Raw genomic sequence first — 15,696 nt, forward strand, 5'->3', positions numbered from 1 at the left:
GTTCAGCAAATGATTTTAATTAAAAACTAACATTATGGCAAATTCAAATGATACTGACCGCATGCAGGAGCTTGGCGGCAGCGGTTACGAAATCGTCGATGGGCAGCCCAACATTAAGGGTTGGGACGTACGGGATACAGCAGGCAACGAAATTGGAGAAGTCGATGAGCTGATCTTTGATACCCAATCTCAAAAAGTGTTGTATATTATTGTTGACCTTGACGATAACAACTTAGGACTGGATTCTAAAAAAGTGCTGGTCCCAATTGGATTGGCTACGTTGGATGAAAAAGAGGATGAAGTAATCCTGGCAGAATTGACCAGCCAGAAGTTGGGCTCTTTGCCGAGTTATCAAAAAGGGATGATCACACCTGCAACCGAATCGCAGATCCGCGGCACATTTACAGGACTTGCAGCAGCTGCTGCTGCTGGCACAGCTACTTATGAGAGCCATCCGGAGGGATTTTATAATCACGAGCATTTTGATGACAAGCAGTTCTATGGTTCCAGGACTGCATCCAGTGAAAAAAGCATTTCTGGAAGTGATGAAAGTATTCCTATCATTGAAGAAGATATCAATATATCCAAAAGGGAAGTGCAGACCGGCGGGGTGCGGCTTACCAGCAGCATCAAAGAGCAAGCAGTTCAAGAGAACGTGACCCTTAAAACCGAACATGTCCATGTAGATCGCACGCCTGTTGACCGCCTGGTCACACCCGGTGAGTTGGATACATTTAAGGAAAGAAGCATCGAGCTGATCGAGCATGCAGAAGTGCCGGTCGTATCAAAAACCGCTGTTGTAGTTGAAGAAGTTTCATTGACCAAGGACGTCACTGAACGTGAAGAAGTCATCAAAGACACTGTGCGCAGCACGGAGGTTGAAGTGGAAGATCTTAATTCCGACAAAACGGGGGTAAGGAAGGACAGTGATCGAGACGTCAATAGCATTTAATCTTATCTCAAAAAACAAAAGCCCTGATCTGCAAGTTGTAGATTAGGGCTTTTTATATACCGCTATCGAACTTCCTACTGAATAAACAGAATATCTCCCGCCCACAAGTTTAAAAAGTATATTGATATAAAGGAAATTATAATGGTAAGCACCGGTTTACAAAGGCACTTTTTTTCTGCATGTAGGATGGCATTGCGGTTGGTTTCCAAGAACTTGAACGCCGACTATATTAAAATTGGCCTATCTATCATAGGTTATTCATACAATTTTTTATCAGATAAAAGAGCATAAATCGCATCCTGAGAACGGATGCCATTCTCGCCGGTTAAAGTAATGTTTTTCAAGCGGTCATCAATAATAACGGCTTGTAGCGTATCTTCCAACTGCAGGTCAATCATTTCCAGGAGCTGCTTTTTAAGGGTTTCATTATAAACAGGAAAGACCACTTCAATGCGCCTGTAAATGTTTCGGTTCATCCAGTCGGCAGAGCCCATATAGATTTCAGGATCTGCGTTATTTCTAAATATGAAGATGCGCCCATGTTCCAAGTACCGGTCAACGATCCGTTTTACGGTGATGTTCTCGCTTTGCCCGGGCACACCCGCGACAAGCCGGCAGATACTGCGGACAATCAGGTTTATCTTTACACCGGCATTTGAGGCTTCATAGAGCCTGTTGATCAAAACTTCTTCTTCTAGGTTATTTACTTTAATTGTAATTCCGCTGGGCAAGCCGTTTTTTGCATGGACGATTTCCCGGTCGATGAGCTGTAAAAATCTTGTATGTAGGTTGAATTGTGCCACCAGTAGGTGCTGAAATGTAATTTTGTCTGTGATTTCTGGCCTTTTCTTCTTGCTTAGGAAACGGAAAAGTTTTTTGACTTCTTTCAGCATCGGCTGGTAGGCTGTCAACAGGACGTGGTCTGTGTAAAACCTTGCCGTTCCTTCATTCAGGTTCCCCGTCGCAAGCAGGCCCAACAGCGGACTTTCCGGATGTGTTCTTTTGACCAGCGCAAGTTTTGCGTGTACTTTGATCGAGTTAATACTATGCACAATCTTCACACCGGCCGCTTTCATTTTTTTGGACCAGCGGATGTTATTGGCTTCATCAAACCTTGCTTTCAGCTCTACCAAAACCACCACTTTTTTGCCATTTTTAGCTGCACTGATCAGGGCAAGGGCAATCTTTGAATCATGTGCTACCCGGTACATGGTTGTATAGATTTCTTCGGTCTGGGGATCAATCGCGGCCTCGTTGAAGAACCTTAAAATCCTGTCATAACTTTGATAGGGTGCATGGACCATCTGGTCATGCTGTGCTAATGAATCAAACAGTGATATGAGTTGATCGGTGCCGTATAGATTTCGGGCAGCTGGCCATGTCAAATAGGATAATGACGGGTTGCGAACTGGCAATGAAGCCAGATCCTTGGAATTATGGTATTTTCCGCCCTGCACGATTGCTGCCTGGCTGAGATCAAAAGTTTCATTCAAGGTTTGCAGATGGCGCTCAGGCAGGCCAGGTTCGTACAGAAACCGGGTAGCATAACCATATTTGCGTTTACGCAGCTGTCTTTCGAGAATTTCTGTTATATCATCAGCGTCATCATCCAGGGTATCAAGCACGGCATCCCTGTTTATTTTAATATTAAAGGAATCAATATGGCTTGCTTTGGGAAAAACGCTTTTCAGGTTTTGTTTGATGACTTCATCTAAAAAAATGATGTGATCTTCCCCATTTTTTGGTATGCTGACAAAACGGTCCAGGTGGTCGGTCGGAATGTTGACCACTGCGATCTGCTCGGTATCCAGCCCGTTGTCCAAGATTACAGTGATATACAAAAGATCATTTTCCGGGAAAAATGCAAGGCTTTCAGTTAGTAATACCGGCTGTAAGAGCCCAGCTACATGACAGTAAAAATACTCGGTGATATCCTGATAAAGTTCCTGCGGTATTTCGTCCTGGTAATAGAAGTTTATCCCATTTTTTTGTAGCGCAGGAAGAATTGATTGGGAGAGTATGCTTCTAAACCGGCTTTGCTGCCCATCGATGATCTGATTTGCCTGGTCATATTCGTTATTGTCTTTTTGCTGCTGGTGCCTTAGCATGACGGGCATCCGAACCCGGTAAAATTCGTCCAAATTGGCAGAATAGATAGAAAGGAATTTAACCCGCTCCAAAAGCGGCACAGTTTCGTTATCAGCTTCCATCAGGACCCTTTCATTAAATGACAACCAGCTGATATCGCGGTCAAAATAAGCGTATTTGTTCATGCAATAGATTTGATCAGTGGTACGGATCAATATGGGGCCAAAGTGACTGGCAATAGCTGCCTTATTATATAAAAACGTGCCACTGGATAATGCTCGTAAATTGAAACCCGGGTTGAAAGGTTTTCGCACACGGCTCGGCTTGATTTTGAAACACCTTGTTGTCGTTTGGCAGATGAAACGGACTTGGGATAGAGGCTAGACTTGCATGAAGATTGCAGCAAACAAACCGTATGGGCCAATAAGAAAGCAGCTTTTGGTCAATCACTGTTCCTTGATTAAGCAGGGACTTCTAGTTTCTCAGCATAGCAAGGCTAAAAGCTCCCTTACATAGTTTGCGTCTAGTATATGAGAAAATCTACATGAAAATCGTGGCTAATTATTCGGTGGTATTTCTGAACTTTGTTCAAAAGGTTAGTTTGTATCAATTTGCGCCAAATGGGAGTTGATATAGTTCTTTTTGGTACTGTATACAAAAGTGGCACACACCTTTAAATGTAATTTTCCCTGAATCGACAAGGGAATAATTAAATTAAAGGCTCATCCCGCCATCGACAAAAATGTTTTGGCCGGTAATAAACCGCCCAGCTTCCGAGGCCAGGAGCAGTACCATTGCCGCACAGTCGGAAGGTTCGCCAACAATTCCCTGGGGTGTTTCTAACCGCTTTGTGATGCGTTCATCGCTTTGCGGAACACCCTGTTCCAGACGTGGTGTTCCTATTACACCCGGTGCGACATTGTTGACGGTCACACCCTTGTCGGCCAACTGCATTGCGACATTCTGTACCATGTTGAGCACGGCTGCCTTGCTAGCTGCATATACCAGCATTGCAGGGTGGGGTTTGACTTGCTGCACGCTACCGACAGTGATAATGCGTCCCCAGCCTTTTTCAATCATCGCGGGCACAAAACGCTGCATGAGAAGCATTGTAGATTTGACATTTACATCCATCTGTAAATTAAAGTCTTGCTGGGTCACTTCTATCCATTTTTTAGGGATTTGCAACGATGCATTGATGACCATGATATCGGGCTGAACATTTAATTGTTTTTCGATGGAGGCCACACTACCGGTTTTGGAAAGATCGGCCTTGACCAACGTGCATCTAACGCCCAATTTTAAAATGTCCTTGCGGACGGCATTAGCTTCGGGCCGGTCCTGGCGGTAATGTAGCAAAATATCTGCTCCGTATTCGGCGAGCCCCAGAGCGATGCCTTGTCCTATCCCTTGACTTGCTCCTGTGATCAGAGCTGTTTTACCTTTCAAACTGAGATTGTCAGCTAGCCTTTTGTCCATCAGATTTAGGTTACAGGGGTTAATTGGATAAGTGTGTTGATCTTCATGGAGCACCACATCATTAGTTTATTTGTGTATCGCGCGCCAGATTTCTGGAAGTCCGTTAGTACCCTGCAATGGATCGGTCTTTGGAATTGGCAGCGCCTTTATATTCTGATCAGTGCCGGGACGTTCGCCAAGTTTACCTGTGTTGATGTCCCAATTCCGGCCATCAGGGTATGCGCCCACCACACCTAGCTCTCGGCTTCCCAGGTTCTTATGTCCTACACCTGCCGGGATGACAATGATATCGCCAGCCTCGATCCTGAGTTGTTGACCCTGATCACCGCCAAGTTGCACAAGCGCATGGCCCGAATAGACCCCCAAAACCTCGTGCGACGTGCTGTGATAATGATGATATGGATAAATGCCGTTGCGCCAGGAATTTGTCCAGTTGTTTTCTGCGAAGGTCTTTTCCAGCCAGGCCGCACCTTCGTATCCGTGCGACTCAAATGCGTTTTTATATAGCAAAAGCGGCAGCGTATTATTGGGAATTTGTCCGTCGTCCTGGAAAAAATACTGTTGAGGTTCAATCATCTTTATTTCGGGAATGTTTAGGTTGATAGCAAGCAATAACCCAAAAGTGACACCGGTTGGCACCAAAAAATAATAGTTGATTAGAAGCGGCCTATAGCCAAAACAATATCGAACGTAAAATCTTGGATGGTACCATCGCAAGTATTCCAGACAATTGCCAACGCATTACGTCTTGATCCGCGAGATAATGAAAATCTTCATAAAATAATCCAACATCCTTGAAATTAGTTAGCTCTGGGCAATGGTAAGCTGATTGGCAAAACAGCTTATTGCCCAGAAAATCCACTGCCTGATACAAGATAGCTAATATATTTAGTGCCGTGTTCTAACGAAACCGCTGAATACTGAATTCTTTTGCATCACCGATTGTGCCAATACGTGCATTTAGCGTGTAAATCTGGTTGTTAACAGCAACACTGGTCGTCGCCCCTATATAAGCTCCTTCGTCAAATTTAACGATTGAGGCGGTTTGCCAGTTGTCGGTGCTCCGCAATTGAGCTACACGGTTGCCACCAGTAACCACATACAGCTCATTGTTCAGTAACGTCAACCCGTCACCAGGTAGTGGACTTATACCCGTTATTTCTGAAACTTGGTTCCCGTTTTGTAAATCCACTTTGAAAAGCTTCCCTTGCCCTGTGTTGGCCGTGATAAGATAACCGCTTGGATGGTAGACGATACCATTTAAACCAAAATTGGGACTTGAAAAATTGAGCGTATCTCTTAATAATACATTTGCCGTGCCATCACTGGCAACCCTATAAATAACAGGCGAGAAGGAATCAGTCACGAAAGCAGTCCCATCAGGGGCCAACGTAACGTCGTTTGCAAAATTTCGTTCTTGCTGTGGTAAGAGCGCATCTAAGTCGGTTCGCCTTTCCAACAGCCGGGTCTCCAGGTTGAATACTAACAGCTCGGCAGTTTGGAAAGAGCTTTCCTGAGTACTTTTGATAGAAACTCCCCGATCGCTATTGCACACAAACACGCGGTTACCGGCGACTTTCATACCAATAGCGCTGATTAATTCGGGGGAAGTCAGTAAATCCTAGTATTGACCATCTGTGCTGACAGTGCCGATCTTTCCTAACGGAATGGAGGTGACAAGAAACTTTGACAGTTGCGATGAGTAGGCAATTCCTTCCGGATATTGCCTGTCGGCCATAAAATCAATGCGCTCGGGGAAAACGGCGTTAGGGCTATCTGGATGATCTTCGCAGGCACTTAACGTCCAAGCTGAAATCAATAAACAACAGTGCAGTAGACGAAATGGCTTCATAGATGAAGTGTTTGATAGTTAATAAATGCAGACTGGATTATCCAACTGTCCAAGGTTAAGCTACTTCGTTGTGAAGATCGTATTGAGGGCAAGCAGTTAGATAATAACCTCTTAAACCAAAAAACCGTACCATTAACTATTCCAGCGTAATACTAGAAAGCGCTTGATGTTGAAAAACAAAGCAACAAGAAAAATTTGCGATTTAAACTGGTCATAGTTTGGCGACGTGCAGCCTTGACAGCTAATATTATCCTGAAATGTGTATTCCAATGCGGCTCACAATCTAAATGGCATGTTTTTATACAACCGGTTCTCTTCTGCAATTCTAATTGAAGTAAATCTTTATCATATATGACGGACTTTTCAAATGTAAATAGGACTAAAAGCTTTCTGCGGCCTTCACATGAGCACGTAGACCTTTATATAACATTCAACAGTATTGAAAATGTCAAATCGATGTTTGCAGGCAAATGGACGTATAAGATGAAGATATTCTGCTCTATTCCACTTGTTGTGTTTAGATGCCCGGTTAAGGAATGTAATATTATGTTGCATTTGAACCTCACACCCTTGGATCAGGCCGCTGGCTTGATAAGGAACATTTAACATTTATGTTAATTATCTCAAACGCTTCTGAATCTATCCATGTTGCCGGCGCCAAGACAATTAGACTATCAAAAACAGATTCAGATTCTGTAAGGGCAGCTTTCTTAAAACAAAAGAATTTATCCTACCAAACCATAAAAGACCTGGTTGATATTGTCTATCAATTAGATATCGAAAATATATGGCCAAACGGTGATTAATGAACTCAGTAGCTGTCAAGTTTTGGTTTGATTGTTTTTAATATGCTGCGACGCGAAAAATCTCAGGTTACCATGCCGGATTTGCCCTAGAATATTTCATACGGGTCAAACCTTCTTCAATCTCCGTATCCGCTTTGGTGTTAATTCGCTCTCAGTCCCGGCGGCAATTGCTTTTGAGTTAACAACTTATCTAAAAATTAATATCTCGCAACAAAAACGCTTCTAGCATAAATGCTGCCGAAAATCACTAACTCATAGCAATGTCGAAGCAGGCAGTAGGATGCAGATTTTTAACCGCGTTGTCTTACCAAATGTTTTTATCAAAGCATCTAAATCTGTTAAGTACTGCTATGGTTACCATTATCAGTAACCATAACGGCTATGTTGCTAACTGTTAATTGCACAATAAATGAAAAGTGGTACTTATATAAAGTTTGTCTATACTATTTTTGCTAATAGTTATTCGGTCGTGGCTGTCGCGGAACTACCCTGATATTTTAGGTTTTGGTAGTTATAAGATTTGGCTTCGGAGAACTTTAAAAATTCAGTGTAAAAGCATTCAGAGACTTCGAAAATGCACTCGATAAGTGAACCACAGTCTCTATTGCTTCACTTTTTACCGGTTTTCTTTTTAAATGTGTGAGATACTTTTTAAGGTTGAAGCAGGTCGCTGCCATCAGCATCACCTTATGTGCCGCGGCTTTCCCTAAAACATTGATTTTACTCAATCCTTAATAATGGACCAGGCTTCCAAAGACGGGCTCTACCGTACTTTGCCGGACCTGTTTCATCCGTTTCCCGCGCCTAGTTAGTTGCCTCTCATAGGCTCGGTAATAATAATCTTTATAAGCTGTCGTAAATATTCTTTTAAACAGGGACTTAGGCGTGCAGGATTCCTTTAGAGCACAGGGACTGCAATCCTTTTTTGAAGCTCGGTAGTTTTTTATTAGTTTTCCGTCAACGGTTCGATCGAAGCCCTTAAAAGGTAATTGTTTTACCCATAGTACAGGTAAAAACGTCTTCTTTCCTGTCATAGGTAACCCATTCCCTTTTCTGGCTTGTACTTGCCAAAAACTGGGGTCCATGGTGTGATATTTCTCAGTTCAAGGAATTCGTAATTAAAACCATTTGGGTATCCTGCGTCTGCCAACAGTTCTGTCATGCGGCCGATCACAACCTGCGGTCCATATCATTGTCCTATCACGATTTAGCCCTTAGGTGTTTTATAAACGACTTGCAGGTGTTCTTTCGGGATGCAGTTGAATCCTGAATTAGCATTGATAGCCATCCCAATAGCTATGTTATACACCAAAGACTTAATTGATTCCATAATGAGTTTTATGTCTAGACTGGGTCATGGGCGAAACCTGGCTTCCGGTGACTCCTTTACCATGATGCTACTTTCCCTTGCGGCATACATTTTGAGAGATATATGAATTTGCATAAACATCAGCAATAGCATGGAATTTGAAGTCATTGTTTCCCTACTGACGCTAGTCGCCCTGGAAGCTGTTTTGGGTATCGATAATGTGATATTTATCTCAATAATCGCTGCAAAACTACCTGCAGACCAGCAAAAGAAGGCCCGCCAATATGGGTTAATACTAGCAGGCGTATTGCGAATTGGCCTTTTACTTATTATATCTCTGATCATGAAACTGGACAAGGACTTGTTTGTTGTTTTTGGAGAAGGGTTTTCCGGGAAGGAACTTGTACTGTTAGCAGGAGGGTTATTCCTTCTTTATAAGAGCTCTACGGAAATTTACCATAAAATGGAAGGCGAGCAGGGTGATCAGAGCAACCAAATTAAAGCTTCTTCTTTCGGGCAGGTAATTACTCAAATCTTGATCATGGATATGGTTTTTTCTGTTGATTCCATTATTACAGCTATTGGAATGGTAAAAGAAGTGTGGGTCATGTATGTAGCCGTCATTGTGACGGTGATATTGATGCTGCTGGCAGCTGAGAAGATAAGCGATTTCGTGAACCGCCACCCGGCTTTCAAAATGCTCGCACTGTCATTTTTGCTTTTGATTGGCTTCTCGCTTGTAAGTGAAGGTTTTGGGCTCGAAATCCCCAAAGGGTACATTTACTTCTCAATGGCATTCTCTCTGTTGGTGGACGTCTTTCAGATGCGCATGAATAAAGGTAGAGGCCAGCCGGTAACAACCCGTGAACATTACCGGCCGGGTGAGGAGCAGTTAATCAAAGACACCGTCCATAAAGCTCAATTATAGACCTTGCCATTTTAGCATTGATTGCACTTAATAATGCAAGTAGTGCAAAATACTTCTAACCTCCTGTTAATTTTTTAATAAATACGTTTGAGCACACTTTTGTATAAGTAACCCAGCCAAAGACCTGGCCTATCAGGATAACCTAACTTGGAACGGGTGACAAGAATTCATTCAGGAAGCTCTACCTGGATTGATTTAACATAATCTCATACACGAACGACACAACAAGCGTCAAGTATTGTAAGATGACTTATTCTATGAGCAACGATGCATCAGGTGACCTTGCTGGCATTATTTATCTAGCGTTTCCCTAATTCTTTTTAAATCCTCCTTATCAGGTTATTAAATTCTATTCATACATCGGTCCTTTCCGTTTTACGCGAATGAGTCGTGTCTTCCAAACAGCTTCGACAGAACTGTAAAAGCACCGCCAAGGATGGCTGCTATCCTTAAAATGATCTCTATTATTGCTACTGTCATAACTTATCTTCCTTTGAAAGAAGGTTTCTGTGCCAGCATGGAACGATTGTTTTTGGAGTCGCACGACCGGGCAGAAGCCAGCATCTGGCTGTTTGCGGCCCTGACATTATAAGCCGACCATTCCTGAAATCTTGCTGAGCCGCTGCAATTATCCATATTAACCCAATTGAATTTTATGAAATCAGTTACCGTATTCCATAATCCCAAAGCAGGCGACCAGGCGCATTCCAAAAAAGAGCTTGTTGCCCTGATCGAAAGACACGGATATGAGTGCCGCTATTATTCAACCAAAAAGAAAGGCTATAAAAATTTCAAAAAAGATACCGACCTGATAGTGGCCGCCGGTGGAGATGGCACGGTCGGCAAAGTTTTGAAAAGATTAAAAACGAGAAAGCTAGCCAACAAAATTCCTGTTGTTGTTTTTCCTTTGGGAACGGCCAATAATATTTCTAAATCACTCGACATAAAAGCAGAACTACCTAAGCAGATAGAGGGCTGGGAAGCCGCCGAGGCTAAACAATTCGACCTTGTCAGGACTAGTGGCGATGTCAGCAGTGTTTGTTTTGAATCGATTGGTTTTGGGGCTTTCACTGAGCTAATCAAGAGAATGAAGAGCAGCAAAAAGCAGTTGCGGCCACAGGATAAGCTTAAATTTACCCTTGCCCAGCTGGGAGAAGTAGTGGCTACTTATCAAGCCAAAGAAGCAAGCATTATCGTGGATCAAAAGCAGTATAGCGGCAAATTCATATGGATCGAGATGATGAACATTTGCTCGATTGGGCCCAACATCATCTTTTCCCCAAAAGCTGATGCGTCCGACGGGATGCTAAATGTTGTGTTAATCCAGGAAGATCAGAGAAGTGAGCTGCTGGCTGCGATTGAGCGTAAAATAAATGGCATCGAGCCCGACTTCGCTTTCAAATCGTTAAATGCTGCCAAAGTCGACATTCACTTTGAGGATACCAGCTTGCATGTTGACGATCAGGTTATTGATATGGGAAAGCCCATTGATCTGAGCGTAGCAGTCGATGCGGGGGTGTTCACATTTTTAATTTGAAATATTTGTCAGCTTAAAAGACTCTGATTGACTATGACAGAATTTAACAACCATCTTAGGCAGGTAGCTTTCCTGGTCATGATCGCAGCCCTTGCGATTGTGGTTGGCTGGCAACTATTTCCGTTTTTTCCAGGGTTTTTTTTGGCACTGACTTTAAATGTATTGAGCCGCAAATGGTTTAATTACCTTACAACCACCAGACCGCGACAGCTTTGCTATTTATGGCGCCTTTTCTGATCTGCATTGTTGGCGCCTATATAGTTCTCAATTGATCTGGCTTACTCTAAAATTGAAGGCATTCTCAAAAATCCTGAGAAGATCAATCAGGCTAATGAGAAAGTCATGCAGCAGGTCAGCCAATGGGCAGGTAGGGATTTTAATATCAATCAATTAGGTTCATATATCCCGAAAACAGCGGCAGGTATCTTCCCAAAACTTTTAAATGGTTTTTCCCTGATGCTGTTCAATCAACGGCCTTGTCGGCCACGCCGCCAGAATGCCGGCCCAGCGCAAAAAGCACCGCGGGTTTTATGTAGCAAGTTGGCGGGATGTGGATGAGCTATATCCAAATCTCAGCGCCATCGCCATCTTTGAAGATTTGATCAAGGTTAAAGGTTTAAAAATCTACCTTTTCTGAATAGTCGTATTCTCCGGCATCGGCCACCCGCAAACAAATTATAAGTGGCATAGTTATTTTGCACATTCATTTGTTTAATTATAAAGATGGCGCGAAATTTTATTTGCCTGGTAATTGATGATGATGATGATGACGGGATGTTTTTCCAGGCCGCTTTTACCCAATTGGGTACGACGTCTCATTGCTGGTTGTCGCCCGGCTGCCAGCAGGCTATACAAAGGGTGGATTTGGGACAAGAGCCCGTTCCTGACTATATTTTTCTTGACTTGCAGTTGGGTGCTGCCACGGTAAAAGAGAGCCTGGATTTGCTAAAAAGCCATCAAAGTATAAGCACTGCCCAAATTATTATTCTTTCAGGAGCAGACCCAGCATACCAGGCAGACTGGCTGAATTCGCGGGGCATTTTTAAAATTATACAAAAGCAAGCGTCGATTGGGCTTTTGGCTGATCAAATAAAGCAGGTGCTATCTTTATCCTGAAGTCATAAACGTCTCACAATTGATCTGGGAAATTAATGTTTCTTTGTAATTTGCACCTATTATTCACCATGCAACTTTAACATGTCACAATCCGGTCCCATCATCGTTGTAGAAGACGATGATGATGATCAGTTTTTGGTCAAACAATCTCTCTCAGAGCTTGGCGTGAAAAACCAATGTCTCTTCTTTTCAAACGGTCAGCAGGCTTATAGGTATCTGCTTGATAGCAAAGAACAGCCTTTCTTAATCCTTTGTGATATCAATATGCCTGTTATGAACGGACTCGAGCTCCGTGAAAGGATCGAATCCGACCCAGTGCTCAAAAAGAAAGCAATCCCTTTTGTTTTTTTGAGTACCTCTGACAATCCGGCTTTAATAAACCAGGCATATGCAGGCACGATCCAGGGATTTTACAGGAAAGCCACGGGCTTTCAGCAGTTTAAAGAGAACCTACAACTTATTCTGGGATATTGGCGTATGTGCCTGCATCCTAATAACGTGGCTTCCGACGGCATGGTTAGACCAGAAGTATAAGGCTCAAAATAGGTATCCTCAATGCCAGAATGGCTGAGAAAAGGGACTTAACATTATATTTTGTGGAGCGGCGTTTAAGTGTTACACATATGATAGGGGAATGACAATATGGAACCTGGTTCCAGCACCATCCTGACTGCTGACGCGCATTTGTGCTTTCAGCAGCTCACACAGCTTTTTGACGATAAATAGCCCGATACCTTCCCCATGGCCATCTGTATTCGCCTGGGTTACCGGGCTTTCGGAACCCATATACTGAATTTCACCGTTAATCTTGGCAAGCAGCGGCGCGGGCAAGCCCGGCCCGGTGTCAGAAATGACAAATTCCCACTGCGGCAAAGCATCGTGATCACCCTCAATGGAGCGCCATTTTACATTTACCCCGCCTTGGAGCGTATATTTTAAAGCATTCAGGACCAGGTTTTGGGCAATACGCCTGATTTTGACCTGGTCACCTTCCACGTCAAGGCTACCAGGTCCTTCAAAATGAAGATAAAGGCCTTTTTCTTGTGCCAATGGCTGCGATCCGTCACAAAGCTCGGTCAGCAGCGCACCTGCATCGAAATGTACAGGGTGCAATTTTTCTTCGCCTGATTCCAGCCGGGAGTAGTCCAGCATCTGGTTCATCATATGCGATACCTGGATCAGGTTCCGCTGCATCATATCCAGGACTTTGTCCTTTTCCTGCTGGGTGTCCATATCGTTTAAAAGCATTGTTGCCCCGACAATGACCCCGAAGCTACCGCGCAGATCATGGAAGGAAGTCCTTAAAAACGCGCCGCGCTGCTGTACGTACTCTTTCATAGTGGCCAGCGACTGCACCATCTCATTGGAGCTTTCAAGCTGCTGCATCAGCCTCTGTTGCTGGATGCCCGCTTCTTTGTGCAGGGTGATGTCCAGCTCTGTAATGGCGATCCCATGGTCACGTCTGGTCATGGCAGTGGCCAGCCACTTGGGGTGGCCATCCAGCAAGTGCTCTGCATAGAAGGGCATGCTTGTGGCGTAAACCTGCTTCATCTGCTGTTGATATTCAAAAGGAAAGAGACTGGATGCGGGCATGCCGGCCAGTTCAGATGCGGGCTTACTAAAATCACTGGAAAACTTCTGGTTGCAGATCACCAGGGTAAAATCAACAGGCTGTTCTTTTTGGGCTTCTACTGCTTTAAAGAAAGCAATCGAAGCGGGTGAGCTGTCCAGGACTGCCTGTAAGCTGTTAGCTGTTTCGGTCAGTTCCTGATTGGCCAGTTTGAGCTCAAGGGTCTTTTCATCGACATGTCGGATGAGCTGCTGGGCCATTGTTTTTTGCAGATGGATATCGACGCTGCTGCCGGTGAAGCCTGTAAAGCTGCCCTCAAAAGAAAACATGGGTTTGGCGTTTTCTAACATCCACCGGTAGTCGCCATCGCTTCTTCTCAGGCGGTACTCAATGCTATATTCACTTTGCCGGGGAAAGTTTTCGTTAAAAGTATCCTGGTAGCTTTCAAGGTCTGCCGGATGGATGACATTGTAAAAATCGCTCTCACCTTCTTTAAATACCTGCCCGGTATACTGGATCCAGGCCTTGTTGAGAAAATTGATCTTCCCATCGGCTTGGCAAACTCACATCATGACCGGCGCATTGTCGACCAGCCCTTCAAACCACTGTTTACGCTCCTTTAAAAGTTGCTGCTCACGACGGTAACCGGTAATATCCTCAAATCCTAAAAGTATGATTTGCTTTTGGTGCAAAGTCAACTTGTGGGCATGGATAACCATGGTCCGCTGCTCGGCAGGCGAAACCCTGACACTTGTTTCAAGGCCCTTGACTTCTGAATTTTGCACAGCTACCTGGTGCAGCAGCTCGCGGAATTCAGCAAAGTCAAGCCTTCGGTTGCCTAGTTCGTAAATCAGCTGGCCTTCGGTCTTCTCGGCCTCTGTCGCAAAGAACCTGTAAAATGCCGAATTAGCGCTTTTGGCCCGCAGGTTCATCCAGCACCAGCCAGCTATGAATCTCTTCAAAAATACGGTGGTATAACTGTACTCTCGGGCCTCATAATCTTTCCTCCCATTTAGTCCTGAAAATAGCCATATTTACCAATTTGAAATTTCATTTTAGTGGTACACCAAAACTATTTACTATATAATGCAAACAACCACGTTAAACTGTACTATTTGGAATGGTGATTGGATACATTCGGGTTTTGAAGACTGAGCAGAATCAGGATTTACAATTGGACTCCATCAAGAAAGCAGGTTGTGAGAAAATTTGTCATGAAAAGATCTCAGGTGTTTCCATACATAGATCTGAATATATCAAGATGATTTCCGAGCTTCGTAAAGGAGACGTAATCGTTGTATGGAGAATTGATCGTCTCGGAAGAACGACTTATGAGTTAATCAAGATGATGTTGGAATGGAAAGAAATGGGCGTGGATTTCCAGAGTATTTCAGAAGATATTGATACTACCACCAAAATGGACCGGCTTTGGTATATGCTTAGTTGGATCTTTGCAGAGAATGAAAAAGAAACTTTAATCTAGCGGACTTTGGCCTACCACCCACGCGCCAGGGGTCGCGTGGGTGGTAGGCCAAAGGTTTTAACTAAAAAGTCTAAGGAGCTAGCTGGCCTTGCTGCAACACTGTATACAAGCAAAAAATATACAACGAAGCAAATTTGTGAGCAGCTTAGAATTGGGATTAAGGCAACGCTGTATAATTACTTAAGGCACGAAGGAATTGAGATTGAAGGCTGCATCAGAACTTCTACATAAATATTCATACTTATACCACAGTTTTTTAATTCTGAAGTCTTCGTGCATAACATTCTTTAAATTCACAGCAATCATTCTAAAATTAGTATGGCGACAGTTAGCATTAGAAGTATACCATCTTATAAAATTATTGTTGCCGACAAATATAATTTGGCCTAAGAAAAGGTCTTACATAAACTATATCACTTTCCACACCTTATGGAATTTGGGAAGCAGTTTATGATACCTCGATTATGTTAGACCACTAATTTAGGTTTGTTAGTTGTTTTAGGCGCACATTTCAAACAGCTCTGCAGGCTTTTTTCGATCTATTCCCTGGTGCGCTCTGAAATGATATCTATCCAA

At 43.5% G+C, this 15,696-nt stretch carries 17 protein-coding genes and 1 pseudogene; 8 read left to right on the forward strand and 10 right to left on the reverse strand.

Annotation, left to right across the window (positions count from 1 at the left end):
- Window positions 1–34 precede the first annotated feature (34 nt).
- The gene (locus FEM55_RS24735; RefSeq protein ID WP_138284269.1) at window positions 35–952 is read left to right on the forward strand and encodes a DUF2382 domain-containing protein; all 918 of its coding nucleotides are present in this window, start codon (window positions 35–37) and stop codon (window positions 950–952) included.
- A gap of 254 nt (window positions 953–1,206) precedes the next feature.
- Here FEM55_RS24735 and ppk1 read toward each other — a convergent pair whose 3' ends face one another.
- From ppk1 to FEM55_RS25280, 5 genes are all read right to left on the reverse strand, one after another.
- Window positions 1,207–3,225: a polyphosphate kinase 1 gene (ppk1, locus tag FEM55_RS24740; protein WP_138284272.1), complete on the reverse strand. Its 2,019-nt coding sequence runs from the start codon at window positions 3,223–3,225 to the stop codon at window positions 1,207–1,209.
- Window positions 3,226–3,754: 529 nt separating this feature from the next.
- Window positions 3,755–4,519 carry an SDR family NAD(P)-dependent oxidoreductase gene (locus tag FEM55_RS24745; RefSeq protein ID WP_138284275.1) on the reverse strand — a complete coding sequence of 255 codons (765 nt, stop codon included), beginning with the start codon at window positions 4,517–4,519 and terminating at the stop codon, window positions 3,755–3,757.
- Between the two features lie 66 nt (window positions 4,520–4,585).
- A complete protein-coding gene (locus FEM55_RS24750) occupies window positions 4,586–5,095 on the reverse strand; it encodes a cupin domain-containing protein (protein WP_138284316.1) in 510 nt (169 codons plus the stop codon).
- A gap of 325 nt (window positions 5,096–5,420) precedes the next feature.
- A complete protein-coding gene (locus FEM55_RS24755; RefSeq protein WP_229209413.1) occupies window positions 5,421–6,101 on the reverse strand; it encodes a gluconolaconase in 681 nt (226 codons plus the stop codon).
- A gap of 39 nt (window positions 6,102–6,140) precedes the next feature.
- A complete protein-coding gene (locus tag FEM55_RS25280) occupies window positions 6,141–6,371 on the reverse strand; it encodes a hypothetical protein (protein ID WP_229209414.1) in 231 nt (76 codons plus the stop codon).
- Between the two features lie 611 nt (window positions 6,372–6,982).
- On the opposite strand from FEM55_RS25280, the gene FEM55_RS25075 reads away from it, so the two are divergent.
- Entirely contained in the window at window positions 6,983–7,177 is a 195-nt protein-coding gene (locus FEM55_RS25075; RefSeq protein ID WP_171036654.1) for a hypothetical protein, read from the forward strand.
- Window positions 7,178–7,908: 731 nt separating this feature from the next.
- On the opposite strand, the gene FEM55_RS25455 is transcribed toward FEM55_RS25075, so the two are convergent.
- A complete protein-coding gene (locus tag FEM55_RS25455; RefSeq protein WP_138284278.1) occupies window positions 7,909–8,262 on the reverse strand; it encodes a transposase in 354 nt (117 codons plus the stop codon).
- 375 nt (window positions 8,263–8,637) lie between these two features.
- Here FEM55_RS25455 and FEM55_RS24765 point away from each other — a divergent pair, with 375 nt between their 5' ends.
- Entirely contained in the window at window positions 8,638–9,414 is a 777-nt protein-coding gene (locus FEM55_RS24765; protein WP_138284282.1) for a TerC family protein, read from the forward strand.
- Between the two features lie 483 nt (window positions 9,415–9,897).
- Here FEM55_RS24765 and FEM55_RS25080 read toward each other — a convergent pair whose 3' ends face one another.
- Window positions 9,898–10,050 (reverse strand): hypothetical protein, encoded by a 153-nt coding sequence (locus tag FEM55_RS25080; protein ID WP_171036655.1) that lies wholly within the window; start codon window positions 10,048–10,050, stop codon window positions 9,898–9,900.
- 19 nt (window positions 10,051–10,069) lie between these two features.
- Between FEM55_RS25080 and FEM55_RS24770 the strand changes: the two genes are divergently transcribed.
- From FEM55_RS24770 to FEM55_RS24785, 4 genes are all read left to right on the forward strand, one after another.
- Window positions 10,070–10,951, forward strand: a complete 882-nt coding sequence (locus FEM55_RS24770) for a diacylglycerol/lipid kinase family protein (RefSeq protein WP_138284285.1) — start codon at window positions 10,070–10,072, stop codon at window positions 10,949–10,951.
- Window positions 10,952–11,293: 342 nt separating this feature from the next.
- The gene (locus tag FEM55_RS24775) at window positions 11,294–11,509 is read left to right on the forward strand and encodes a hypothetical protein (RefSeq protein WP_138284288.1); all 216 of its coding nucleotides are present in this window, start codon (window positions 11,294–11,296) and stop codon (window positions 11,507–11,509) included.
- Between the two features lie 165 nt (window positions 11,510–11,674).
- Window positions 11,675–12,067, forward strand: coding sequence for a response regulator (locus FEM55_RS24780; protein ID WP_138284292.1), 393 nt, complete (start codon window positions 11,675–11,677; stop codon window positions 12,065–12,067).
- A gap of 81 nt (window positions 12,068–12,148) precedes the next feature.
- Window positions 12,149–12,601, forward strand: a complete 453-nt coding sequence (locus FEM55_RS24785; RefSeq protein ID WP_138284296.1) for a response regulator — start codon at window positions 12,149–12,151, stop codon at window positions 12,599–12,601.
- A gap of 81 nt (window positions 12,602–12,682) precedes the next feature.
- Here the strand turns inward: FEM55_RS24785 and FEM55_RS24790 are convergent, their stop codons facing one another.
- The 3 genes and pseudogenes from FEM55_RS24790 to FEM55_RS24795 form a co-directional block, all read right to left on the reverse strand.
- Window positions 12,683–13,897, reverse strand: a complete 1,215-nt coding sequence (locus tag FEM55_RS24790) for a PAS domain-containing sensor histidine kinase (RefSeq protein ID WP_308420239.1) — start codon at window positions 13,895–13,897, stop codon at window positions 12,683–12,685.
- Window positions 13,895–14,182, reverse strand: a pseudogene (locus FEM55_RS25350) (PAS domain-containing protein); the annotation flags it as partial. The pseudogene FEM55_RS25350 and the gene FEM55_RS24790, both read right to left, overlap by 3 nt.
- A gap of 18 nt (window positions 14,183–14,200) precedes the next feature.
- Window positions 14,201–14,599 (reverse strand): nitrogen regulation protein NR(II), encoded by a 399-nt coding sequence (locus FEM55_RS24795; protein ID WP_138284304.1) that lies wholly within the window; start codon window positions 14,597–14,599, stop codon window positions 14,201–14,203.
- Between the two features lie 158 nt (window positions 14,600–14,757).
- Here FEM55_RS24795 and FEM55_RS24800 point away from each other — a divergent pair, with 158 nt between their 5' ends.
- A complete protein-coding gene (locus FEM55_RS24800) occupies window positions 14,758–15,120 on the forward strand; it encodes a recombinase family protein (protein ID WP_138284307.1) in 363 nt (120 codons plus the stop codon).
- Window positions 15,121–15,696: the final 576 nt, after the last annotated feature.

The sequence above is a fragment of the Dyadobacter sediminis genome (assembly GCF_005860765.1).
GTDB lineage: Bacteria > Bacteroidota > Bacteroidia > Cytophagales > Spirosomataceae > Dyadobacter > Dyadobacter sediminis.